Source organism: Nocardia sp. NPDC060259 (assembly GCF_042728775.1).
Classification (GTDB): Bacteria; Actinomycetota; Actinomycetes; order Mycobacteriales; family Mycobacteriaceae; genus Nocardia.
This window is the reverse complement of the sequence record NZ_JBHXAY010000012.1, coordinates 44024-67858: the sequence shown is the minus strand read 5'-3', so window position 1 is coordinate 67858 and position 23835 is coordinate 44024. Positions and strand designations below refer to the sequence as shown.

The window sequence follows — 23835 nt, the reverse complement described above, 5'->3', positions numbered from 1 at the left end:
CGTCCCCCGGTTCAGTCCGCGAGCGTCATCGGCGGCGGCTGCCACGTGCCGTCGAGAGCTGCTTCTTTCGGGGCGTAGAGGCGGAGGGTGAGGGAGAAGTCGCCGGTGGGTGGGATGGGGAGCCAGTTTCCGGTGGGGACGCGGGGGCGTGGGTCCTCGTATTGGACGGCGATATCGATCGAGCCGTCGGGTGCGGCCACGGGTGGGGGGACGTGGCCTACGGCGTAGATCGCGTTCGGGTTGGGAACCAGGAAGCCCTGGGGGTCGTAGGCGGTGAGGGAAGCGAAGGCGGCTACCGGTGGCCATTGGTCGCGGGCGAAGCGGATGCGATAGCGCAGAGGACGGCCCTGGTCGTCGGTGGCGGGGGCGGACCAGAGCGTCGCGTAGAGGACGTTGCGGATCGGGGCGACGCCGGGGGAGCGCATCGCTACTGCCGCGCGGCGCAGGTAGTCGGTGCCGTAGTCGCCGAGGTCGATCGGGATTTCCCAGCCGTTGACGTGCCGGGCGGTGGGGTCGCGCCAGTCGACGATCCGGCGATTCGCCTGGCGCACGGCCTCGTCGAGCACGTCGACGGGCTGACCGTCGACGGTGCCACCCGGCCGCACCCCGATCGCGGCGAGTTCCCGCATCAGTGGGGCGTCGGCGGGTGCGGGCGGTGTGGTCAGCAGGAGCCGGCACAGTCGATTGAGGTAGGTGCGGCCGTCCATTGCCGCGATCCGCTTCACCGGCGGTTCCGGCCCGCGGTAGATCGGCTGGAAGCGGCTCACGGTGCTGTCGAATTCGCCGCGTTGCCAGGCACTCAACGGGATCAGCTTGATCTGCTGCTGCAGGCCGCTCACCCGGGACGCGTCTCCCGGCCCGTTGATCTGGATGCGGCCCACGATCGTCGACATCACCGCGGGCATGCGCAACCGGGTGGTCTGTGCGGGCACCGTGCCCGACCACTCCGGTCCGGTGATGACGTAGGTGTCGGGCCGCCCTGCGCCATCGGCGGAGGTGCGTGGATCTTCGCTGGTCAGATCGTGCACGGTGTTGGCCCACCCGTCGAGCACCTGGAACAGCCAGAACCGGCCGGGTTCCATCCCCGGTATCTGCAGCACCAGCGGCTCGTCGGCGAGGTCGAGCCAGGCCTGCGAATAGACCATGTCGTGGCTGAGCCGGGCGACGCGGGTGTCCGGATCGGGCAGCCCGCTGTGATCGACGGTGTTCGTCGGCCCGCTCGCCGCCCGCAACATGTCCAGCATGATCATCGGATAGCCGAAGATATAGGCGTCGATGGCGAGCGCGAGAACGTCCGGCGGACCGGTGGTCCGCCTCGGCCCCCGCTCCGGATCGTCACCGCCGCAACCGGGCAGCGCCGCGGCCATCACACCCGCAGCGCCGAGCCCGAGCAGCCCACGCCTGCTCAGCCCGCCGTATTCACCCGCGAGACCATCCATCCACTCTCCGTTCGAGCGTATCGACGGCCACCATAAATCGTTCCCGCCCGACTCCACCTCACACGCAGAGGATGAAATACGCAGGTCAGCCGAGTTTGGGGTCAGGCAGGCTGTAGGACACCGAGATGTTCTTGCCGGTTAGGTGTGCTTGCCCGCCGGTCGTCCGGCGCGCAGATTGCTCGCGAATCCGGTGATATCCGATTGCAGTTCGGGGTAGGCACGGGGGTGTGGCAGTTCGGTCTCGACGGTGTCCAGGACGGACACGAGCGCACTCTCGACGAGAGCATCGGCATTCCGCAGACCCCATCGCTGCCCTTCGGCGACCAGCTGCGCACGCGTGATCGCCCGGTGCCGGTATTCCTGATCGATGGCCAACGCCATCTCACCGTCGTTGGGCTGGTGGACCTGCGGCACGAAATCGTAAGCCGGAGCCAATCCGGCGGAGCCGTCCGGTGGGTGCAGTAACGAGATGTTCTTCGCGTGCATGTCCAGGTTGCCGACCGCCACAGCCGCCGTCGTCATGCGGAGCAGGCGTGCCACCGGCTCACGGCCGACTGTCGTCATCAGGGTCTTCGCAATGCGCTCGAGAGACACCCGCCCGCCGAACCGCTGGTACTTCTGGTCGCCGGTTGCGCCCAGAATCTGGCTGAAGTCCTCCTGGTGGATTCGGCCGTCCGGCGCATTCCGCGACCGGTCGTAGCGCTCGATCGCCAACGCCGGAACCCCGTCGAATTCCGCGATCCAGGTCTGGAAATCGGCGAGACCGGCGGCCCGGACTATCCGAGCGCCGTATTCCTCGTCATAGATGGACGTGGGGTAATCGCGGGATTCCGGCTTCAGAATGTGTGTCGACGGGTAGCCATCGAGGACGCGATGCCAGCCAGATCCGGCGCGGGCGAGAACGATCTTGTCCTGGACGCCGGCCAGAGAAGTCTTGCCGCCGACCGGTTTGTTGCCCAACGGGTTCTCGCCGACGTTGATGAGCAGGTGCGCGACGCCGGCCTCGGTGAGCGGTTCGAGCCGGGGCTCCTTCGGCTCGCCCGGCATCTCGGGATCCCAGATCTGCAGTGCTCCGGCGACATCGCGACCGTAGCGGCGCAGCAATCCGATGGTGTCACGCTCGGCCAGTCCCGCCTCCTGCGCCAGCCGGCTCAGCATCCGGCCCTCCGGCAGCAACTCGCGAAAGAAGTTCTGGCGGCGGCCTTTTCCCGAGCGTGTCGGCACGACAGCGAAGGGGATTGCCAGCGACAGGATCGTGCTGTCAAGGCCGAAGGTCTCGATGGCCGAGGGGGCGGGAACGAACTCGAAGTCCTGTCGGCTGCCGGTCAGTGTGCCCACACGGGTTTCGTAGAGCTCGACGACGAGGTCAGTCATCGGTGTCTGCCGGGGCGATCGTGGCGGTGAGGTGCATGCCGGTCTCGCGCATCATGGCGAAGAGTCGGTCGGTGTAGATAGACGGTTTGCCCGCCTCCATCTCCCAGATGTAGCGCTGACTGGTGCCGAGCCGGTCGGCGAGTTCACGTTGGCTGAGGCCGCTGAGCAGGCGGGCTTGTTGCAGGATGCGGCCCAGCGACTCGGGGCTGGTGACCTTGCCGGTGTATGCCATCTTGCCTCCCGACTACGATTAGGTAGTCATCACATTTGACTACCTTATGGTAGTTCACGCTGGTGACTACGAAAAGCTCGTCACCAGCGTGATGCGCGGGTCAGCCGAGTAGGACCCGGCGCATGAGGTAGGCGACTCTGGCACGGCACGCGATGGGGTCGCCTGCGAAGGCCTGGCCTAGGTCGATGACCATGGCGAAGGCCGCGTGGACGAGGAAGCGGGACTCGGCGGCGGAGAGGTCGGGGCGTTCCTCGCGGACAAGGCGGGCCCATTCCTGGACGCTCAGGCGCTGGATATTGCGCAGGACCGCGCGTTCCTCGGCGGGGACGTGCCCGAATTCGGCGTAGTAGACGACGGCGAGTGCGCGTTCGTCGAAGGTGTCGGTCACGAACTGGTCGATCAGGACACCGAGCGCCGCGCCGCTGTCGGGGGTGTTCGCGACGGCGGGGCCGATCGCGCCGGACACGCGGTCCGCCGCGCGGCGGAAGGCGGCGGCGAGGATGTCGCTCTTGCCGCGGTAGAAGCGGTAGACCGCCGAGGCGGCCGACAGGCCGGCGGCCGAGGCGATGTCCTCGACGCTGACGTTCGGGTAGCCGCGTTCGTGGAACAGTTCGACCGCTTTGCGCAGCAGCAGTTCGTGTTTGAACGAGTCCGGGATCTCGACCTGGGTCGGCTGCTCCGAAACCGTTGCCGCGGGCGGCAATCCGCCCTCGGCCAGGGCGAGACAGGCGGCGCCGAGCAGCCGGTTCAGCGTGCGGGCGGGCAGGGCGGCGTGATGGTCGGCGATGCTGGTGATGACGCCGAACATCGCGGTGGACAGCATCCGTAGATCCAGTGCGGTCAGTTCGGGGCGCAGCACGGCCAGCTGCTCGTCGAGCGCGACCTGCACGCAGGCGCGCTGCTCGTCGAGCACCAGCCGATCGGCGGGCTCCAGATAGCGGCCCTCCCAGCGCACGAGCGTGACCGTCGCCCGGTTCTCGACTGTCGCGCCGATGAGCCCGGTCAGCATGTGCCGCAACCGTTCCGCTGCGGTGGGTGTCGCGTCAACGGATGCGGTGATCGAGGCGGTGAAGGCCTGCCCGACCCGCAGCAGCTCCTCCCGGAACAGCGCGTACTTGCTCGGGTAGTGCCGGTACAGCGCGGCCGAGCTGATGCCTAACCCGGCCGCGATGTCCTCCATACTCACCCCGTGATACCCGGCGGCGCCGAACGCCACCGCCGAGCTGGCCGCGATCTGCGCACGCCGATTCTTCGGCCGCCGCCGCACACCATCCTTCGCCCCGCCGACTACCGATCCACGTGCTCCACGAGACTCGCCGACATTCATACGCGAAGTGTATTGCAGCGTGTCCGAGGGCTTTGCGGGTGATCAGACACGGCCCTTCGCGGGCGTCCGTAGCGAGCCCTCAGGGCTTGTGGGGTGGGGTGATTTGCGCGTACCAGTCCAGCAGTGCCGGGTCGTCGACGGCGCTGCGTTCGACTACGCGGCTCGCGTCCGCGCCCTGGAAGAGCTTCTTGATCGGGACTTCCAGTTTCTTGCCGGTTCTGGTGTGGGGGATGCCGGGGGCCTCGCGGATCTCGTCGGGGACGTGGCGGGGGGAGACCTCGGTGCGGATCGCGGTGGCGAGGCGGGTTTTGAGGTCGTCGGTGAGTTCGGCGCCGGGCGCGAGGACGACGAACAGGGGCATCCAGTAGCCGCCGTCGGGTTGTTCGGCGCCGATCACCAAGGCCTCGGCTATCTCCGGGAACTGTTCGACGACCTGGTAGATGTCGGCGCTGCCCATGCGGATGCCGTGCCGGTTGAGGGTGGAGTCGGAGCGGCCGTGCACGACGACACTGCCGCGCTCGGTCAGGGTGATCCAGTCGCCGTGCCGCCACACGCCGGGGTAGGTGTCGAAATAGGCGTCGTGGTAGCGCTTTCCGTCCTCGTCGCGCCAGAAACTGACCGGCATCGACGGCATCGGCTGGGTCACCACCAGCTCGCCGACCTCGCCGCGCACCGGTGTGCCCTGCTCGTCGAAGGCGTCGAGGGCGACACCGAGATACGGCGCCGACAGCTCGCCGGGCCAGACCGGCACGGTGGGCACGCCGCCGATGAAGGCCGACACCACGTCGGTGCCGCCGCTGATCGAGCTCACCTGCACGTGCTCGCCCGCGTTCTCGTTCAGCCACAGCGCACTCGACACCGGCAGCGCCGAGCCGGTGATGCCGACGGTGCGCAGGGCCGACAGATCGTGATCGGTGCGCGGCACCGATCCCGCCTTGATACAGCCGAGGACATAGCCGGGGCTGGTGCCGAGGACGGTGGCGCGCACCTGAGCGGCGAGGCGCCACAGCGCATCCGGCGCGCCAGCGGCCGGGCTGCCGTCGTAGGTGACGATGGTCGCGCCGGCCAGCAGCCCGGCCACCTGGAAGTTCCACATCATCCAGCTGGGGCTGGTGTACCAGAAGAACGTGTCGTCAGGTCCGATATCGGACTGCAGCGCAACGGCTTTGAGGTGTTCCAGCAGCACGCCGCCGTGTCCGTGCACGATGCCCTTGGGCAGGCCGGTGGTGCCGGAGGAGAACACGATCCACAGCGGATGATCGAAATCGACCGCGGTGGTGTCGATGACGCCGAGACCGACCTCGGCGACAGCATCGGACCATGCCACGCTGTCCGGAACCTCGAGGCCGAGCTGCGACACCGCGACGGTGGCGCGCAGGCTGGGCAGACCTTCTCGCAGCGCGGCGATGTCGGCGCGCTTGTCGTGCTGCTTACCGCCGAACCGGTAGCCGTCAGTGGTCACCAGCACGGTCGGCTCGAGCTGGCCGAGACGGTCCAGCGCCGCCTTGGCCGAGTAGTCCTGCCCGCACGCGCTCCACACCGCGCCGATGCTCGCGGTGGCGAGGAAGGCGACGATCGCCTCCGGGATATTCGGCAGGTAGCCGATCACCCGGTCGCCCGCCTCGACGCCCTGCTCACGCAGCGTTCGCGCGAAAACGGTGACCTGCTCGATCAATTCGGACCAGGCGATCTCTCGCGGCTCGGCGTCCTCGTGCAGGGCGATGATCGCGGGACGGCCGAACTGGGCCATCCGGATGATCTGGTCGACATAGTTCAGCCGGGTACCGGGGAACCACTGCGCGCCGGGCATCTCCCGCGAGCCGAGCACCGCACCGGCGGTCTCACCGAGCTCGAAGTAGTCCCACAGCGCCTGCCAGAACCCGGCGATATCGTCGACCGACCACTGCCACAGTGCCTGGTAGTCGGGATACGCCTTGCCTGTCCTGGCGCTGACGAAGGCAGCGAAGCCGGTGATCCGTGCCGACGCGATGTCCTGGGCGTTCGGCTCCCATTGCGGTTGCACCGGATGTCCTCCTCTGGATTGCACGTGAACCGGGGTCTCCGGCGAATGGTTACCCGGCGCGCCGGGATGTACTCAGCGGGCCCGGCGGACGATCTGCTCGGCGTGCCGAAGAACCGGTGCGTCGACCATGCGGCCTTCGAACGCGAAGACTCCGCGATGGTTGGGCACCTCGGCGAGAACCCTTCGTGCCCAATTGATCTCGTCCGGATCGGGCGCGAATCCCTCGCGGATCACCGCCACCTGACTCGGATGAATGGCCACCTTGGCATCGAAACCGACGGCCACCGCGTCGAGTGTCTCCACCGCCAGCCCCTCCAGATCCTTGATGTTCAGGAACACCGAATCCAGGGCGAACCGGCCGAAGGCCTTGGCTGCCAGCAGACTCGCCGAGCGCACGTGCCGGGCGACATCGCGGTAGCTGCCGTCGGCATGCCTGCTGGAATTGCCGCCCAGCCCCGCGACCAGATCCTCGGCGCCCCACATCACGCCGATCGCGTTCTCGGCCGCGACCGATTCGGCCACCCGCACCGCACCGAGCGGCGACTCGATCAGCACGATGACCTCATACCCGGCCAGGCTCCGAACCTGTTCGGCCGATTCGCATTTGGGCAGCATGACGCGCCGGTAGGCGGTCTGCGCGAGGGCTGCCAGGTCGGCCGCGTACTCGTCGGTGTCGGCCGCGTTGACGCGAATCACGGTGTGCTGCGGGTCGAGTGGGGTCTCGATCAGTGCTTTCCTGGCCGCGGCCTTGTCACCCGCGGCGACGCCGTCCTCGAGATCGAGGATCACCACATCGGCCACGGCGGCGGCCTTGGCGAAGCGCTCGGGGCGGTCGGCCGGGCAGAACAGCCAGGCCGGTCCGCTCGGCTCCCATGCGCTCACGCTGTCTCCCGTCATCGTCATGCTGTGTCCTTTCGGCGGGCCGGGACGCCCGGGGATGGTGCGGCACGCCAGTTCCTCCGGGCGTTGCCCGCTCATGCCGCGGGCGCCTTCCTGACCAGGGTCTGCCGGACCGCCTTCGCCACGATCACGCCGTCCTGATTGCGCGCGGTGTGGGTGAGGCTGACGATGCCCTCACCCGGGCGGCTCTTCGATTCCCGCTTGTCGGTGACCAGCGTTTCGGCGTACATCGTGTCGCCGTGGAACAGCGGCGCTGGCAGCGCCATCTCGGAGAAGCCGAGATTGGCCACCAGGGTGCCCTGGGTGAGCTGGGCGACCGAGAGGCCGACCAGCGTCGACAGTGTGAACATCGAGTTCACCAGGCGCTGGTTGAACGGCGGCTGCGCGTCGGCGAAGGCCGCGTCCAGGTGCAGCGCCTGGGTGTTCATGGTCAGCGTGGTGAACAGGACATTGTCGGCCTCGGTGATGGTGCGGCCGGGCCGGTGCTCGTAGATCGTCCCGACCTCGAACTCCTCGAACCACAATCCACGCTGGACGACGCGCCGCGTCACAGACCCAGCTCCCGTGCGATCAGCATCAGCTGCACCTCCGTCGTGCCCTCACCGATTTCCAGGATCTTGCTGTCACGGTAGTGCCTGGACACGGGGTATTCGTTCATGAAACCGTTGCCGCCGAAGATCTGGGTGGCGTCGCGCGCGTTGTCCATCGCGGCCTCGCTGGCGACCATCTTGGCGATCGAGGCGGCCTTCTTGAACGGCTTGCCCGCCAGCATCAACGCGGCGGCGTCGTAGTAGGCGGTACGCGCGACGTGGGCGCGCGCCTCCATCCTGGCGATCTTGAACGCGATGGCCTGGTTGCGGCCGATGGCCTGCCCGAACGCCTGGCGCTCGCCGGCGTAGCGCACGCTCTCGTCGACGCAGCCCTGGGCGGCGCCCACCGCGAGCGCGGCGATGGCGATGCGGCCCTCGTCGAGGATGCGCAGGAAGTTGGCGTAGCCGCGGCCGCGCTCGCCGAGCAGGTTCTCCTTCGGCACCCGCACATCGGTGAAGCTGAGCGGGTGGGTGTCGGAGGCGTTCCAGCCGACCTTGTTGTAGGCCGGTTCGGCGACGAAACCGGGCGTGCTGGTCGGCACCAGGATGGTGGAGATCTCCTTCTTGCCGCCGGTCTGCCCGGTGACCGCGGTGACGGTGACCAGCCGGGTGATGTCGGTGCCGGAGTTGGTGATGAACTGCTTGGCGCCGTTGATCACCCAGCTCTCGCCGTCCTCGATCGCGGTGGTGCGGGTGCCGCCCGCGTCGCTGCCCGCGTCGGGTTCGGTGAGACCGAAACCGGCCAGCGCGCGCCCGCTGGTGAGCTGGGGCAGCCATTCGGTCTTCTGCTTGTCGTCGCCGAAGCGGTAGATCGGCATCGCGCCGAGCGAGACGCCTGCCTCGAGCGTGATGGCGACACTCTGGTCGACCTTGCCGAGTTCCTCGAGCGCCAGGCACAGGGCGAAGTAGTCGCCGCCCATGCCGCCGAACTCCTCGGGGAACGGCAGGCCGAACAGGCCCATATCGGCCATCCCGGCGACGACTTCGTACGGGAAGCTGTGCTCGGCATCGTGTTTCGCCGAGACGGGCGCGACGACCTGCTGGGCGAAGTCGCGCACGGTGAGGGCGAGCTGGCGGTATTCGTCCGGCAGCGATCCGGTGGACAGGAAGTCGGTCATGCGGGGGTTCCTTCCGCGTCGGCGGTGTCGGTGGGATGGGCGATGACGCGGACCAGCACCTGGTCGAGCTTCACCTGGGCGCCCGGCTGTGCCAGGAGTTCGACGGTGCCCGCGACGGGGGCGGTGAGCGCGTGCTCCATCTTCATGGCCTCGATGACGATCACCGGGTCGCCGACCTCGACGGTCGCGCCGTCGGCGACCGGTGTCGCGATCACCGAACCCGGCATGGGGCTGCGGATTTCGGCGTCGCCGACGTGTGCCGTGTCGCCACGCACGCTCGCCTCGGCGACCTCGCGCAGCACGGCGACACCGGCTTCGCCGCTCACCCACAGCTGACCGTCGGCCTCGGCGACGCGATGCGCACGCCGGAGTCCGTCCACGGTGAGAGTGAGACGGTCGGCGAGCAGCGTGGCCGCGAGTGAGCGGGTGTCGGACTCGTCGGTGTGCGCGCCCGGCCGCGCGGTGTCGTCGGTTTCGAGCCGAACGGTCGCGGATTCCGGTGTGCCCGTGATGAAGACGTGGCGGATCTGATCGCCCCCGGCGAGCCGGATCACGGTCGGCGCCGGTGTGCCGAGGCGCCAGCCCGACGGCACCGACCACGGGTCACCACCCGTGCTCGGCCACCGGCGCAGCCAGTGATACGCCGCGGCGGCGATGAATTCGTCGTCGGTGACGGCGGCGGGCCGGAAGTCGGCCACCCGGCGGTCCAGCAGCGCGGTGTCGAGGCGGCCCGCCTGGACGTCGTCGTCGGCGAGCAGGAAACGCAGGAACTCGATATTGCTCGTGACGCCGAGCAGCACGGTCTGCTCGAGCGCGCGGTCCAGCGCGGCGAGCGCGTCGGCGCGCGTGGTGCCGCGGGCGATCACCTTCGACAGCATCGGGTCATAGTCGCTGCCGACCACGGTGCCCTCGGACAGGCCCGAATCCACCCGCACGCCAGGGCCGTTCGGCTCGGCGAGGGCGAGCACGGTGCCGCCGGTGGGCAGGAATCCGCGACCCGGGTCCTCGGCGTAGACGCGCGCCTCGATCGCATGCCCGGCCAGGTGGATCTCGTCCTGCGTCCGCGCCAGCTTCTGCCCGGCGGCGACGCGCACCTGGCATTCCACCAGGTCGACGCCGGTGACCATCTCGGTCACCGGATGCTCCACCTGCAGCCGGGTGTTCATCTCCATGAAGAAGAACTCGTCGGGCCGGTCGGCGGAGACGATGAACTCCACGGTGCCCGCGCCGACGTAGTCGACGCTGCGCGCGGTATTGCAGGCCGCGGTGCCGATGCGGGCCCTGGTCGCGGCGTCGAGCAGCGGCGACGGCGCTTCCTCGATCACCTTCTGATGCCTACGCTGCAAGCTGCATTCGCGTTCGCCCAGGTGCACGACATTGCCGAACTTGTCGGCCAGGACCTGCACCTCGATGTGGCGGGGCCGGGTGACGAACCGCTCCAGGAACAGGGTGTCGTCACCGAAGGACGCGCCGGCCTCCCGGCGCGCGCTGACCAGTGCGGCGGGCAGGTCCTCGGCCCGGTCGACCCGGCGCATGCCCTTGCCGCCACCACCGGCCGACGGCTTCACCAGCACGGGATAGCCGACTTCGGCGGCGGCGGTGATCAATTGCTCGTCGGTGAGGCCGGGTTCGGCGATGCCGGGAACGACCGGAACGCCGAACGCGGTGACGGTCTTCTTGGCGGTGATCTTGTCGCCCATCACCTCGATCGCCTTGGCGGGTGGCCCGAGGAAGACGATGTCGGCGTCGGCCAGCGCGGCCGCGAACGCCGAATTCTCCGACAGGAAGCCATAACCGGGGTGCACGGCCTGAGCGCCGGAGCGCAGGGCCGCGTCGACGACCTTCTCGATCGACAGGTAGCTCTCGCGAGCGGGCGCGGGCCCCAGCCGCACCGCCACATCGGCCTCACGCACATGGCGGGCGCCGGCGTCGGCGTCGCTGTACACCGCGACCGAGCGAATGCCCATGGCGCGCAATGTCTTGATGACGCGCACCGCGATCTCGCCGCGATTGGCGACCAGGACGGTGTCGAATTCGACGGGGTGGGATTTGTTCAGCATGTCGCTCACATCCGGAAGACGCCGTAGGAAACGGGCTCGAGCGGCGCCTGCGCGCACACCGAGAGGGCAAGTCCGAGCGCGGTTCTGGTGTCGGTGGGCGCGATGACACCGTCGTCCCAGATCCGCGCCGTCGCGTAGTAGGGGTTGCCCTGGGTCTCGTACTGCTCCCGGATCGGCGCCTTGAAGGCCTCCTGATCCTGCTCCGACCACGGCTTGCCCGCGCTGTCGAGCTGGTCGCCGCGCACGGTCGACAGCACCGAGGCGGCCTGCTCGCCACCCATCACCGAGATCCGCGCGTTCGGCCACATCCACAGGAAGCGCGGCGAATACGCGCGCCCGCACATGGAGTAGTTGCCCGCGCCGTAGGAGCCGCCGATCACCACGGTCAGCTTCGGCACCCGCGCGCACGCCACCGCGGTGACCATCTTGGCGCCGTGCTTGGCGATGCCGCCCGCCTCGTAGTCGCGCCCGACCATGAAGCCGGTGATGTTCTGCAGGAACAGCAGCGGGATCTTGCGCTTGTCGCACAGTTCGATGAAATGCGCGCCCTTCATGGCGGATTCGGCGAACAGCACGCCGTTGTTGGCGACGATGCCGACCGGGTGGCCGTGGATGCGGGCGAACCCGGTGACCAGGGTCTTGCCGTATTCGGCCTTGAACTCATGGAATCCGGCCTCGCCGTCGACGATCCGGTCGATCACCTCGCGCACGTCGTACGGCGTGCGCGGATCGACCGGGACCACGTCGTAGAGCTCGTCCTCCGGCTTGGCGGGCGGGGTGCTCGGCAGCACCTCCCACGGCGCCTCGGGGCGCGGACCGAGGGTGGCGACGATATCGCGGACGATGCGCAGCGCGTCGCGGTCGTCCTCGGCGAGGTGGTCGGTGACGCCGGAGGTCCGCGAGTGCAGCAGGCCGCCGCCGAGTTCCTCGGCCGTGACGACCTCGCCGGTCGCGGCCTTCACCAGCGGCGGGCCGCCGAGGAAGATGGTGCCCTGGTCGCGCACGATGACGGCCTCGTCGGCCATGGCGGGCACGTAGGCGCCACCGGCGGTGCACGAACCCATCACCGCCGCGATCTGGGCGATGCCCTTGGCGCTCATGTTCGCCTGGTTGTAGAAGATGCGGCCGAAGTGCTCGCGGTCGGGGAACACCTCGTCCTGGTGCGGCAGGAAGGCGCCGCCGGAGTCCACCAGATACACGCACGGCAGGTTGTTCTGCGCGGCCACCTCCTGCGCGCGCAGGTGCTTCTTCACCGAGATCGGGTAGTAGGTGCCGCCCTTGACCGTCGCGTCGTTGGCCAGCACCAGGCACTCGCGGCCCGCGATCCGGCCGATGCCCGCGATCACGCCCGCGCCGGGGCACTCGTCGCCGTACATGCCGTTGCCGGCCAGCGGGGACAGTTCGAGGAACGGGCTGCCGGGGTCGAGCAGCTGGTCGACCCGCTCCCGGGGGAGCAGCTTGCCCCTGGCCGCGTGCCGCTCGCGCGACTTCTGCGGGCCGCCGAGCGCTGTCTTGGCCAGCCGCTGCCGCAGCTCGTCGACCAGCGCGTGGTGCGCGGCCCGGTTGCTCGTCGCGGCCGCGGTGCCGTTGTCGAGGTCGTGCGTAACGGTCATCACGCCATCCTGCCATCCGGTTAATCGCCAATAACTGAAATTCAGGTTAATCTTGACTAACCAAGTTGTCCAGACCCGGTGGAAGGGAGTCGAGGTTGGCCACGCTCGAGCCCGCCCCGGTGACCCGGCGCGAATTGATGAAAGCCCAGCGTCGGGAGCAGTTGCTCGACGCGGGTGCCCGGCTGATCGCCGATCGCGGATTCTTCGGTGTCCGCCTCGACGACCTCGGCGCGGCGGTCGGCATCAGCGGTCCGGCCGTCTACCGGCACTTCGCGAACAAAGAGGCCCTGCTCGTCGAACTCCTCGTCGGCGTCAGTGAGCGGCTGCTCCACGGCGGCCGCGCTGTCGTCGAGGCGGCGGCGTCCCCGGCCGAGGCGCTGGAAGGCCTCGTCGATTTCCACCTCGACTTCGCCTTCGACGACCCCGAACTCATCCGCATCCAGGACCGCGACCTCGACAACGTCCCCGCCGCCGACCGCCGCACCCTGCGCCGCACCCAGCGCCAGTACGTCGAGGTGTGGGTGCAGGTGCTGCGTGAGGTGCACCCCGGCCTCGCCGAGGAAACCGCCCGCGTACAGGCCCACGCGGCCTTCGGTCTGATCAACTCCACCCCGCACAGCGCGACCCCGGCGATCGCGACGAGGGCCCGGCCGGTGCTGCGGCAGATGGCGCTCGCGGCATTGTCGGAGTCGCCCCAGGCGGCGTCGCGGATTCAGCCTGCTCGCCAGCGCAAACAGCCGGCGGCGGAACCGGTTCCAGGCAACGGGATCGTCTCCGGCCTGATCGACGACCAGCGCCGTTGATCGGGTGACCGCATCCGGCTGTCAGTTCAGTTGGCTCACAAGCCAGCCGGGGCCGACGGTCTCGGCGCCGAGCGCCTGGACTCGGGAACGGAGTTCGCGGTCGGCGGTGACGACGGTGATGTGTCCGGCGGCCTCGGACACTACGTCGACGATCTTGTCGTCGCCTGAGCGTTCGGCCAGGACGACGGTCAGCCGCGGTGCCGTGGGTTCGTCGCCGTCGGCGGCGGCTTTGGCCGCACCTTCGAGGACGACGGTCACGTCGGTCGATTCCGGTAGCCGGGTGGTCAGGTCGGCGATCTCCGACAGCAGCCGCCGGGCGGCGCCGGCTCGGTCCCGCCACCAGCCGTCGGCCCGGGAACCGACGACATTGGCCGCGTCGACCACGATCAGCTGTCTCGGATCGCTCATCGGTTCAGTCTGCCCGGTGCGCCATCGACGCGTGGCGGGCGCACTGAATCAGGCTCGGGCGGGGGCGCCGGCCTCGACGGTGCTCAGGCGACCGTCGGTCATCCGGTAGACCGCGTCCATGCGGTGCAGATGGGTGGGATCGTGGGTGACCAGGATCGTCGCCGCCCTGTGCTCGCGGGCGATGGTGGTGATCAGGTCGAGGACGGCCGCGCCGCGTTCGGAGTCCAGCGCGCTGGTCGGCTCGTCGACGACGAGCAGTGCCGGGTCGTTCATCAGCGCGCGGGCGATATTGATGCGCTGGCGCTGTCCGCCGGAGAGCTGGGCCGGGCGCTTGCCCGCGTGCTCGGACAAGCCCACGGCATCGAGCAATTCTTTTGCACGGGACTTGGTTTCGCTGCGACCAGCGCGCGACTTGCCGCCGAGATGGGCGGTGACCTCCAGCTGTTCGAGGGCCGTCAGCGCCGGGATGAGGTTCGGCTGCTGGAAGACGATGCCCATCGCGGTGCGACGGATCTCGGACGCGGCGCGCCTGCTCAGCCGCGCGAGATCGGTGCGGCCGGTGTCGGTGTCGAGGAGGACGGCGCCCGAGTCCGGCCGGATCAGCGTCGCCGCCACGGCGAGCAGACTCGACTTGCCCGAGCCGGACGGGCCGGTGACCGCGGCGATCGTGCCGCCGGGGACATGCATGGACACCCGGTCGAGGGCGGTGAGCCTGCCCGCGCCGTCGGGGTAGGTGAGGGTGACATCGGTGAGGGTCAGTGCCATGGGAGGTCCTTCAGCGGGTCGCGCCGAGCGCGGTCAGCGGATCGGTGGTGAACAGGAAGCGCAGCGCGACCGCGGCGCCGAGGAGGCCGAGCAGGATCAGGGCCAGGGCCGGCACCAGCGTGGTCGACAGCGAGAGCACGAACGGCATCGCATCACCGAGGAACAACGAGGCCACCGCGGTGATACCGAGACCGAGCGTGACGCCGGCGACCAGCACGATCGCGGCCTGCGCCAGCGCGTCGACGGCCAGCGAACCGGTGGTCGCGCCGAGGGCCTTCAAAGTGGCGATATCGGGCTGGCGCTGCACGGTCCATACCGTGAAGAAGGCGCCGATGACCAGCGCGGAGATCGCGAACAGCAGCACCGTCATCAGGGTGAGCGAGCTGTTTTCGGCCTGGTAGGAGCCGATCGCCTGAACGGCGTCCCGCGCGGGCACCGTGTGCGTCCCGGCCTCGGCGTCGAAGTCGGAACGCGGTGCGTCGCCGGTCACCGCGAGCACCGTCGCCGCGCCCGAGCGCGGGCTCGCGGCCTGCCAATCCCGCATGCTGGTCCAGATCACCGGGGTGTGGCTGTACCACTCGTCGCCCGCGACGTCGGCCACGGTGAACTCGTGGCCGGCGAGCAGGATGGTGTCGCCGGTGCCCGCGGCCAGTTCCCTGGCCGCGGCCGAGCTCAGCACCACGGCTCCCGGAGCGGTAGCAGGGTGATTGCCGAACGCCGACGGGTCGCCGCCGAACAACGCGACCTGCTCCGGGCTGGCACCCGCGTGCTCGGCGCGGGCGCGGGAGATGCCGATCGGAGTGGCGGTGATCCCACCGGCCGACTGCCACCGCGCCACCTGCTGCTCGGTGAGTACCGACGAGTCGAAGGACGGATCGGTGCCGGTCTCGGCGAAGACCACCTGATCGGCGTCGATGCCCTGGACGGCCGAGATGTTCTGGTGGGCCAGCCCGGCGGTGAGGCCGCTGAGGAAACTGACCAGCACCGCCACCAGCAGGACGACGGTGGTGATCAACAGGAAGCGGCCGCGGGCGGCCCGCAGATCTCGGAGTGCGACGAACATGCCTCCACTCTCGCCGCGCCCGGCCGCCGGGCCATCGCACCGGCGCACGAAACGCCGTCCACCGAAGGTCTGCCCGCGTTTACACCTTTCGATGGATGCCGGGCCGGTTGCCGCACATAAGCTGGTCGGGTGCGCTCGTCCCCGCTGACCCCGGTGGTCACCACGCTGCGGCTCGGCCTGCATGTGCTGGTGACGGTGCTGGCGGCGGTGGTCGTGGTGCGGGCGCTGTTGCCCGGGGGCGGCGGGCACGGAGTGTGGGTGCTCGTCCTGACGGTGGTGTGGCTGGCCGTCTACTTCGCGGGCACCGAGCTGCCTCGGCGCTCGGGGGACCGGGTCGCCGCGGGCGCTCCGGCGTCGGTCGCCGAGCCGGGTGCCGCGCGCGCGACAAGTCCGCGGAGCGCGGCGGTCGCGCCTCCGTCTCCGGCACCGGTGTGGAATTCGTGGGTGGTGTCGGTGTGGCTGGCCGCCCTCACCGTGCTGTGGCTGGCACTGCTCGGGCTCACCCCGGACGCGGTGTATCTCGCCTTCGGGTTGTTCTTCGTCTACCTGCATCTGCTGCCGCGACCGTGGAATCTGGTCGCGGTGGTGCTGGCCACGGCCGTCGGGGTCGTCGGATTCGCGGCGCACCGTGGCTGGTCGGCCGGGGCCGTGGTCGGGCCGGTACTCGGCGCGCTGGTCGCCATCGGTATCGGGCTCGGATACCAGGCGCTGTATCGCGAAGCGGTGGAACGGGAGCGATTGATCAACGAATTGATCGACACCAGAGCGGTTCTCGCCGCCCAGGAACGCACCGCGGGCAAACTCGCCGAACGCGAGCGACTGGCCAAGGAGATCCACGACACCGTCGCCCAGGGGCTCAGCAGTATCCAGCTCCTGCTGCACGCCGCCGAGCAGGCGGCACCGGATCATCCAGCGCTGGATCGCATTCGGCTCGCCCGCGAGACCGCCGCCGAGGACCTGGCCGAAACCCGCAGGCTCATCGACGAATTGTCACCGGCCGCGCTGGACGGGCAGTCGCTGGCCGAAGCGCTGGAACGAATCTGCGAGCGCGCGCAGTCGCCGTCGCTGTCGGCCCAGCTGCTGGTCGAAGGGGATCCGGAGCGGTTGCCGATGCCGGTGGAGGCGGCACTGGTGCGGATCGCGCAGAGCGCGGTCGCCAATGTCGTCCAGCACGCCGAGGCCGCGCGGATGCGGGTCACGCTGACCTACGACGACACCGACGTGCACCTCGACATCGTCGACGACGGCATCGGCATCGCGCCGGACGTCCTGCGCGGGCCGCGATCCGGCGCGTTCGGGCTGGCCGCCATGCGCAGTCGCGTCGAACAGCAGGGTGGTGCGATGACGATCGAATCCGAGCCCGGCCACACCGCCGTCACCGCGTCCTTCCCACTGGGAGCGGTCTCATGATCCGGCTGCTGCTCGCCGACGACCACGCCATCGTCCGGGCCGGTCTGCGTGCCCTGCTGGAGGCGGCCGACGACATCACCGTCGTCGGCGATGTCGCCGATGCCGATGCCGCCGTCGCCTTCTGCGCCGTCAACCCGGTCGACCTGGTGCTGATGGACCTGCGCTTCGGCGACGGCCGCTCCGGTGCCTCCGCCACCGCGGGCCTGCGCGCGCTGCCCGCTCCGCCGAACGTCCTTGTGGTCACCAACTACGACACCGACGCCGACATCCTCGGCGCGATCGAAGCGGGCGCCGTCGGCTACCTCCTCAAGGACACCCCACCCACCGAGCTTCTCGCCGCTGTCCGCGCCGCCGCCGCGGGCGAAAGCGTCCTCTCACCGACCGTGGCCTCCCGCCTGATGACCCGCGTCCGCCGCGCCGACACCACTCTCAGCCCGCGCGAAGTCGAGGTACTGCGCCTGGTCGCCGCAGGTCTGTCGAACCGCGACATCGCCAAACAACTGTTCCTCAGCGAGACCACCGTGAAGTCGCACCTGGTGCACATCTACGCCAAGCTCGGCGTGAAGTCGCGGACTTCCGCTGTCGCCACCGCGCGAGCACAGGGCGCGATCTGACCGCCGAACCTCGATTCGGCCCCGTTCGCCGAGCGCGGCGGCTCGGTGCGCGAAAGTACGGCCGTATGCGGGCTCGTTCGGTGTGGGTCGCGCGCGGTGCATCCGGTCCGGCCTACCCTGACCGGATGGCCTCACTCGCTGATCCTCAGGTGCGCGAATTCCTCTCCCATGGAACACGAACGGGCAAGGTGGCTTTCACCGGCGCCGACGGCCGTCCGCTGGTCACCCCGGTCTGGTTCATCGTCGAAGGGGACGAGCTGGTCTTCAATACCGGCAAGAACACCGCCAAGGGGCGGGCGTTCGCGCGGGATCCCCGGGTCGCCCTGTGTGTGGATCTCGAGGAGCCGCCGTACGCGCTGGTGGAGGTGCAGGGGACGGTGACGTTGTCCGAGGATCTCGGCGAGCTCGTCCGGACCGCTACCGAGATCGCCGCTCGCTACATGGGGCCGGACAAGGCCGAGGAATTCGGCAAGCGCAACGGGGTCGCGGGTGAGCTCGTCGTGCGGGTGCGGCCGACCAAGGTCATCGCCCACTTCCAGGTGACGGCGTAGGAACGTCGGGCGTCGCGGCCCCGTCGCTGTTCGGATCCACGGCGCCGGGGCCGGGCTCGGTGGGATCGAACGGCGGTGGATTGGTGCGGTCGAACAGCGGTGACGAGCAGGTCGCGCCGGGTTCCGGTGTGGTGTAGGGATTTTCGCGCAGGGCCACGATGAACTGGTCGATCCGCGGGTCGTCGGCGCTGTCGAGTTTCAGCTGATGGCCCCACGATTGCAGGGAGATCGGGTGGTCCATGCCGGGAATGGGTGACATCACGGTGTACGGCCTGTCCTTGACCCGCGCGGCGAGCGCGGCGCGATCGTCGGCATCCACCTTGTCCGGGTTGTAGGCGATCCAGACGGCGCCGTGTTCCAGGGAGTGCACCATGTTCTCGGTGCGGACGCCCTTGTCGTAGACGACGCCGTCGCAGGCCGCCCACCGGCTGTCGTGTGGTCCGCCCAGCGGCGGGATCGCGGGGTAGGCGACCCGCTGGGTGCTGGTCACGTGCAGGCCGGGCGGGAACTCGGTGATCACGATGCCGGGGATCTCGCCGGCTGGATCCTGGTTGTCCGCGGACGGCACGAAGGAGTCCATCGAGGCGGTGGCGGTGCCGTCCAGCTTGTCGCCTGTCGTGCAGCCGACGGCGAAGAGCGCGGCGGTGGCGACCGCGAAACCCGCTGCGGCGGTGCGTGTGCGCCGCGCACTGCTCGTCGTGTTCGAAACCCGCACCGCGTCCCCTGTCGTCGTGCCGGCGTCCGCCGACGGTTCTGAACATACTTGCCCGCCGCTCGCGGCACCCGTACTCGGTGCCGACAACCCTGGTGACCAGCCCGAAGTCGCGCGTCGCTGCCGAGTTGAGGCCTCGACCACCGTTACCGTTTCGTCAAGTTTCGTAGGCAACGACGCTGGCGAACGGAGCTCTGGCATGGCCGGACGAACTGCGATGCGCGCGTGGGTCGCCGCGTCCCTCGGTGTGGTGCTCGTCCTCGGCACCGCGACCCTCGCGCGGTCCCAGCCGCCGGGTCAGCCCGCCGAGCGCGTCTCCGAGCATTTCGAGGATCCGGCGTCCGGCCTGTCGATCGACGTGTTCTATTGCAGCTCGCGAACCCAGACCTACCAGGTGCCCGCCGGGACGACGAGCCTCTATATCGAGGCGGTCGGCGGTCAGGGGCAGACGCCGAATCCGAACTTCACCGGGATCGGTGGGCTCGGCGGTCAGGTCAGTGGGGGATTGCGGGTCACGCCCGAACAGGAGTTCCAGGTCCAGGTCGGTTGCGCGGGCGGGGAGAACGGCGGGTTCTCGCCGTACGCGTCCGGCGGTCCGAGGGGCGAAGCCGTCGACCAGGTGACGAATTTCGGGACGGTCTATTCGAGTGGCTGGGACGGCGGTGGCGGCGGGGGAGCGTCGGCCGTGCTCGGCGCCGACAACGCACCGGTGCTGGTCGCGGGTGGCGGCGGAGGGGCGGGCGGTAACGCGCCCGACTGCTATTCGGTGTCGCCCGTGCAGGATTCGACCTTCTTCTACTGCGGCGGCGGCTCGCGTCGCGACGGCGGGAACGGTGGTGACGGGAGCGCGGCGGTCGGCTGGCAGGAAGGTCCGCCGTGGATCGGCGGCGCGGGCGAGAACAATCCGGCGGGCACCACCCCGAGCGGCCTCACCTGCGGCGGTCCGCGCACGGGCGGTGCGGGCCACACCTTCGACAAGACCGGCGGCGGCGGTGGGGGCGGCGGCGGTGGCGGTGGTTACCAAGGCGGCGACGGACAGGGCGGCGGCTGTGGTGGCGCGGCCGCGCCGGAGACACCGATCACGCACGGTCCGCACGCCTCGCCCGGTGCGGGTGGTGCGGGTGGCGGTGGCGGGACTTCGTATGCGTCGCCGCAACTGTCGAAGGCGAGCGTGACCACCGCGTCGGTCTCGGGCGACGGCTACGTCCTGTTCCTCACCTCGGCCGACGGCGTCAGGACGACGACCTTCGGCGTGCACGGCGATTCCGCGCAGTACTACTGCGTCGGTGACGGCGTCGACGAGATCTTCGCCGATGTGCTCGGCGCGGCGGGCGCGGGCGGCGGCAACGACTTCGGCGATGTCGGCACCGGTGGCGCGGGCAGTGGCGTGCAGGCGGTCATCGCCGTGCAGGAACGCAAGCAGGTGAAGATCGAGGTCGGTCACTACGGCGGACCGGGCGGCGGCTGGGGATACGGCAAGGGTGGTTCTCGCGGCACCGCCGACTCCAGCGCGTCCTACAGCGGTGCGGGTGGCGGTGGCGCGTCGGCGGTGAGCCAGAACGACGCCGAGTGCGGGACACGACCGTCTCGCGACAGCGAACCGATCGTCGTCGCGGGCGGTGGTGGCGGTGGTGGCGGCAACGGTTTCAGCGCCGACGGCGGCGACGGGGGCAGCGGTGGTCCGCAACCGGGCGACGGCACCAGCGGCGGGTTCGGTGGTGGCTTCGGCGGCGAGGGCGGCAGCGAACGTGGCGTGCACGGCGGCCACGCGACGGGCAGCACCACCGGTGGCGGTGGTGGCGGCGGCGGTGGTGGCAGCCACGGCGGCGGCAAGGGCCACGGCGCGCAGGACGGCAACGACGGTGGTGGCGGTGGTGGTGGCGGCGGCCAGTCGGCGGTCAGGCCCGTCGCGAACCAGCGGCCGCACTTCTACAACGGGCCCGACGGCAGTTACGGCAATCGCGATCGGCTCAACGACGGCAAGGTGCGGCTGATCGTGCCGATTCCGTCGAAACGCAGCCGGGTGGAACTGATCTCGGGCAACAGTCAGAGCGCGTACTCGGGGCAGCCGTTCGCGCGGCCGCTGCGGGTGCGGTTCGTCGACGCGATCCACGGCCCGCAGGCGGGTAAGTCGGTCACCTTCTCGATGCCCGCGGGCCAGCCGCCCGCCGCGGTGTTCGCCAACGGTGCCGACACCATCCAGGTGACCACCGATGCCGACGGTTTCGCGCAGGCCGAGCTGTCCGCCCTGCCCGCGGTGCGGCAGGGCGAGCTGCCCGGCGGATTCCTGGTGCACGCCGCCGCCACCGATGACCCGGCCCACCTGATCGGCGGCGCGGTGTTCCGGCTGCACGACGACCAGGTGCCGACCGAGATCGAGGTGACCACGAGCGCGCCCGGCCAGATCTCGCAGGTCGGTCAGCCGGTCAGCTTCAGCGCGATGGTGAGCCAGAAGCCTGGCACGACACCGGCATTCGGCACACCCGCCGGGCACGTGCGGTTCGAGATCGACGGTGTCGCGACGCCGGGACCGATCGAGCTGGTCGACGGAGTCGCGACGCTGCCCGCGATCAGCGGATTGCCGCCGGGCACCCACCACGTACTCGCGACCTTTCTGGCAGACGATCCCACCAGGGTGTTCGCGCCGGTCTTCGGCAGTGTCGGTCTGCTGGTGCAGTCGGTGAAGGTGCCCACCGAGGTCCATCTGACGGTGCCGCCGCCCCCGGTCCTCGCCGGTGCGGTCGTCGGCGCCACCGTCACCGTGCCCACCCCGAAGCCGGACGCACCGAAACCAACCGGCGCGATCCAGTTCTCGCAGAACGGTTCCCCACTCGGCGCTCCGGTGCCGATCGCCGCCGACGGCACGGCGAGTTCGCCGCCGCTGCGGGCAGGTTCGGGAACCGTCGAGGCGCACTATCTCGGCGACGCGGTCTACGCGCGGTCGCAGGGCCGGGTCGACCTCACCGTCTACACCGCGACCTCGACGACAACGGTGACCGCCAACCACAATCCGGTCACCTACTTCGAACAGCTCGACCTCACCGCGACCGTCGCCCGCGACCCCGCGGGCGAGATCGACACCGGCACCGTCCAGTTCTCCGCCGACGGAAAGCCGCTCGGCGCGGCGGTCCCCGTCGACAACGGCACGGCGATCGCCCGCGATGTCGACATCGACCACCTCGGTTTCGGCACCCACCAGGTCACCGCCGACTACTCCGGTGACGCGTCGACGGGCATCGCGCCGAGCCGCGGCACGATGACGCTGTGGGTGCTGAAGGCCGGCCAGTCACCCGGTGACCACCCCGGCGATGTCGACGTTCACCTCGACCTGCCGCGCACCGCCGACCCCGGTGAACGGGTGACGGCGACGATCACCGTCACCAATGTCGGCGGACGGCAAGCCACCGATGTCGAGGCCAGGCTGTCGACCCAGGGCTGGGACCGGCTGGTCGATCCCGGCGGTGGCGAGGTGCGGCCGACACTCGTGCGGTTCCTGCTGCCCATGCTGGAGGCGGGCGAGACCAGGACCTTCACGGTCGTCCTGGAAGCGCCACGGAGGCTGGCGCTGATCACCTCGTTCCTGCACGCGTCGAGCGCGAGCACCGACCTGAACCCGCTGAACAACCTGCATCTCGCGTCGACCTTCGTCCGGGCAAGCTGGAGCTGAGTCACGGACGTGCGGTCACCGACGTCCGCGACCGGACCCGTGCGGCACCGCGAACCGTCGATGCGGCCGGGATAGGGGCATCGACGGGATCTACGCTGCTGGCATGACGGTGCATTTCATCGGGGCGGGCCCCGGCGCAGCCGACCTGCTCACGGTGCGCGCGGTGAACCTGCTGCGCGAGAGCCCGGTCTGCCTCTACGCGGGCACCTACCTCGACCCCCAGGTCCTCGCCCACTGCGCACCGGACACCGAACTGATCGACACCCAGCGCCTCGACCTGGACCAGATCACCGACCACTTGGTCCGCGCCCATCAGGCAGGCCATGACGTGGCCCGCCTGTGCTCGGGCGACCCGTCCCTCTATTCGGCCCTCACCGAACAGACCCGCCGCCTCGACGCGCATGGCGTCCCCTGGGACATCACCCCCGGCGTCCCCGCCTACGCGGCAGCCGCCGCCGCCCTCGGCACCGAACTGACCGTTCCCGAAGTCGTCCAGTCGGTCGTCCTCACCCGCACCCAGGCCCGCTCCACCGCGATGCCCGCGGGGGAGGCCCTGGCCAACTTCGCCGCCACCGGTGCCACCCTTGCCCTGCACCTCGCGATCACCCGTATCAGGGTCATCGCCGAGGAACTCGTCACCGAGTACGGCGCCGACTGCCCGGTCGCCGTCGTCTACCGCGCCAGCCAGCCCGAACAACTGGTCCTGCGCGGCACCCTCACCGACATCGCCGACCAGGTCGAAGCCGCAGGCCTCCGCCAAGCCGCCGTCATCCTTGTCGGCCGCGCGCTGGCCCCGTCGATCGACTGTGCCCAGTCCCACCTCTACGACCCGGTCAGGGTGAGAGGCCTCAGTCAGTAGTCACAACAAACCAATTGGTGTGATCCACGCCTCACTCGCTACGGTGCGGAGGTGCTCGCGCGACGATGTGAGCGCACAGACAAGCGTCAGCTAACGGGCCGCTTGCGGTCTACCTGGGCCGATGTCGCGTCGCTATGGAGGTGGTTGGTTGCCTGGCGAGCGCACCGGTAGATTGGTGCGATGGTTTGCGAAGAGCACACCGGCGCTGCCGGGTCCTCGATCATGAGCATGGTCTCGGCCATGTAACAAGATCGGACGGGCCGACAGATAGTGCCAATGGACATTTTTTGCCTGATTGATTTCGAGA

At 69.7% G+C, this 23835-nt stretch carries 19 protein-coding genes and 1 pseudogene; 6 read left to right on the top strand and 14 right to left on the bottom strand.

What is annotated here, in order from left to right; genetic code table 11:
* Nucleotides 1-11 precede the first annotated feature (11 nt).
* From ACFWF2_RS07865 to ACFWF2_RS07820, 10 genes are all read right to left on the bottom strand, one after another.
* Complete coding sequence (locus tag ACFWF2_RS07865; RefSeq protein WP_379305774.1) at nucleotides 12-1439, bottom strand: DUF1254 domain-containing protein; 1428 nt, start codon at nucleotides 1437-1439, stop codon at nucleotides 12-14.
* Nucleotides 1440-1577: 138 nt separating this feature from the next.
* Nucleotides 1578-2813 carry a type II toxin-antitoxin system HipA family toxin gene (locus tag ACFWF2_RS07860; protein WP_379305772.1) on the bottom strand — a complete coding sequence of 412 codons (1236 nt, stop codon included), beginning with the start codon at nucleotides 2811-2813 and terminating at the stop codon, nucleotides 1578-1580.
* On the bottom strand, nucleotides 2806-3045 hold the full coding sequence (locus ACFWF2_RS07855; protein WP_379305770.1) for a helix-turn-helix domain-containing protein: 240 nt from the start codon (nucleotides 3043-3045) through the stop codon (nucleotides 2806-2808). The genes ACFWF2_RS07860 and ACFWF2_RS07855 overlap by 8 nt, the downstream gene beginning before the upstream one ends.
* 100 nt (nucleotides 3046-3145) lie before the next feature.
* A complete protein-coding gene (locus ACFWF2_RS07850) occupies nucleotides 3146-4372 on the bottom strand; it encodes a TetR/AcrR family transcriptional regulator (protein WP_379305768.1) in 1227 nt (408 codons plus the stop codon).
* A 79-nt stretch (nucleotides 4373-4451) separates the two neighbouring features.
* Nucleotides 4452-6395, bottom strand: coding sequence for an acetoacetate--CoA ligase (locus ACFWF2_RS07845; RefSeq protein WP_379305766.1), 1944 nt, complete (start codon nucleotides 6393-6395; stop codon nucleotides 4452-4454).
* A 72-nt stretch (nucleotides 6396-6467) separates the two neighbouring features.
* Nucleotides 6468-7298, bottom strand: coding sequence for an HpcH/HpaI aldolase/citrate lyase family protein (locus ACFWF2_RS07840; RefSeq protein WP_379305764.1), 831 nt, complete (start codon nucleotides 7296-7298; stop codon nucleotides 6468-6470).
* Between the two features lie 71 nt (nucleotides 7299-7369).
* Nucleotides 7370-7846, bottom strand: a complete 477-nt coding sequence (locus ACFWF2_RS07835) for a MaoC family dehydratase (protein ID WP_379305762.1) — start codon at nucleotides 7844-7846, stop codon at nucleotides 7370-7372.
* Nucleotides 7843-9003: an acyl-CoA dehydrogenase family protein gene (locus ACFWF2_RS07830; protein ID WP_379305760.1), complete on the bottom strand. Its 1161-nt coding sequence runs from the start codon at nucleotides 9001-9003 to the stop codon at nucleotides 7843-7845. Before ACFWF2_RS07830 ends, ACFWF2_RS07835 begins: the two co-directional genes overlap by 4 nt.
* Complete coding sequence (locus tag ACFWF2_RS07825) at nucleotides 9000-11063, bottom strand: acetyl/propionyl/methylcrotonyl-CoA carboxylase subunit alpha (RefSeq protein WP_379305758.1); 2064 nt, start codon at nucleotides 11061-11063, stop codon at nucleotides 9000-9002. Before ACFWF2_RS07825 ends, ACFWF2_RS07830 begins: the two co-directional genes overlap by 4 nt.
* Nucleotides 11064-11068: 5 nt before the next feature.
* Nucleotides 11069-12676 carry a carboxyl transferase domain-containing protein gene (locus tag ACFWF2_RS07820; protein WP_379305756.1) on the bottom strand — a complete coding sequence of 536 codons (1608 nt, stop codon included), beginning with the start codon at nucleotides 12674-12676 and terminating at the stop codon, nucleotides 11069-11071.
* A gap of 137 nt (nucleotides 12677-12813) precedes the next feature.
* On the opposite strand from ACFWF2_RS07820, the pseudogene ACFWF2_RS07815 reads away from it, so the two are divergent.
* Nucleotides 12814-13362: pseudogene (locus tag ACFWF2_RS07815) on the top strand (TetR/AcrR family transcriptional regulator); the annotation flags it as partial.
* A 138-nt stretch (nucleotides 13363-13500) separates the two neighbouring features.
* Here ACFWF2_RS07815 and ACFWF2_RS07810 read toward each other — a convergent pair.
* Genes ACFWF2_RS07810 through ACFWF2_RS07800 form a run of 3 tightly spaced genes read right to left on the bottom strand, consistent with a single transcriptional unit; the run spans nucleotide 13501 to nucleotide 15715 of the window.
* Nucleotides 13501-13887, bottom strand: coding sequence for an NYN domain-containing protein (locus tag ACFWF2_RS07810; RefSeq protein WP_379305754.1), 387 nt, complete (start codon nucleotides 13885-13887; stop codon nucleotides 13501-13503).
* A gap of 48 nt (nucleotides 13888-13935) precedes the next feature.
* Complete coding sequence (locus ACFWF2_RS07805; protein ID WP_379305752.1) at nucleotides 13936-14652, bottom strand: ABC transporter ATP-binding protein; 717 nt, start codon at nucleotides 14650-14652, stop codon at nucleotides 13936-13938.
* Between the two features lie 10 nt (nucleotides 14653-14662).
* On the bottom strand, nucleotides 14663-15715 hold the full coding sequence (locus ACFWF2_RS07800; RefSeq protein ID WP_379305750.1) for an ABC transporter permease: 1053 nt from the start codon (nucleotides 15713-15715) through the stop codon (nucleotides 14663-14665).
* Between the two features lie 129 nt (nucleotides 15716-15844).
* On the opposite strand from ACFWF2_RS07800, the gene ACFWF2_RS07795 reads away from it, so the two are divergent.
* From ACFWF2_RS07795 to ACFWF2_RS07785, 3 genes are all read left to right on the top strand, one after another.
* Nucleotides 15845-17125: a sensor histidine kinase gene (locus tag ACFWF2_RS07795; protein ID WP_379305748.1), complete on the top strand. Its 1281-nt coding sequence runs from the start codon at nucleotides 15845-15847 to the stop codon at nucleotides 17123-17125.
* Nucleotides 17122-17739, top strand: a complete 618-nt coding sequence (locus ACFWF2_RS07790; protein WP_379305746.1) for a LuxR C-terminal-related transcriptional regulator — start codon at nucleotides 17122-17124, stop codon at nucleotides 17737-17739. Before ACFWF2_RS07795 ends, ACFWF2_RS07790 begins: the two co-directional genes overlap by 4 nt.
* A 125-nt stretch (nucleotides 17740-17864) precedes the next feature.
* The gene (locus ACFWF2_RS07785) at nucleotides 17865-18290 is read left to right on the top strand and encodes a PPOX class F420-dependent oxidoreductase (protein WP_379305744.1); all 426 of its coding nucleotides are present in this window, start codon (nucleotides 17865-17867) and stop codon (nucleotides 18288-18290) included.
* Here the strand turns inward: ACFWF2_RS07785 and ACFWF2_RS07780 are convergent.
* Nucleotides 18262-19005, bottom strand: a complete 744-nt coding sequence (locus ACFWF2_RS07780; protein WP_379305742.1) for a DUF3105 domain-containing protein — start codon at nucleotides 19003-19005, stop codon at nucleotides 18262-18264. The two genes, ACFWF2_RS07785 and ACFWF2_RS07780, sit on opposite strands and share 29 nt — an antisense overlap.
* Nucleotides 19006-19201: 196 nt before the next feature.
* Between ACFWF2_RS07780 and ACFWF2_RS07775 the strand changes: the two genes are divergently transcribed.
* Nucleotides 19202-22669 carry an Ig-like domain repeat protein gene (locus tag ACFWF2_RS07775; RefSeq protein ID WP_379305740.1) on the top strand — a complete coding sequence of 1156 codons (3468 nt, stop codon included), beginning with the start codon at nucleotides 19202-19204 and terminating at the stop codon, nucleotides 22667-22669.
* Between the two features lie 103 nt (nucleotides 22670-22772).
* Nucleotides 22773-23528: a precorrin-4 C(11)-methyltransferase gene (gene cobM, locus ACFWF2_RS07770; RefSeq protein ID WP_379305738.1), complete on the top strand. Its 756-nt coding sequence runs from the start codon at nucleotides 22773-22775 to the stop codon at nucleotides 23526-23528.
* Nucleotides 23529-23835: the final 307 nt, after the last annotated feature.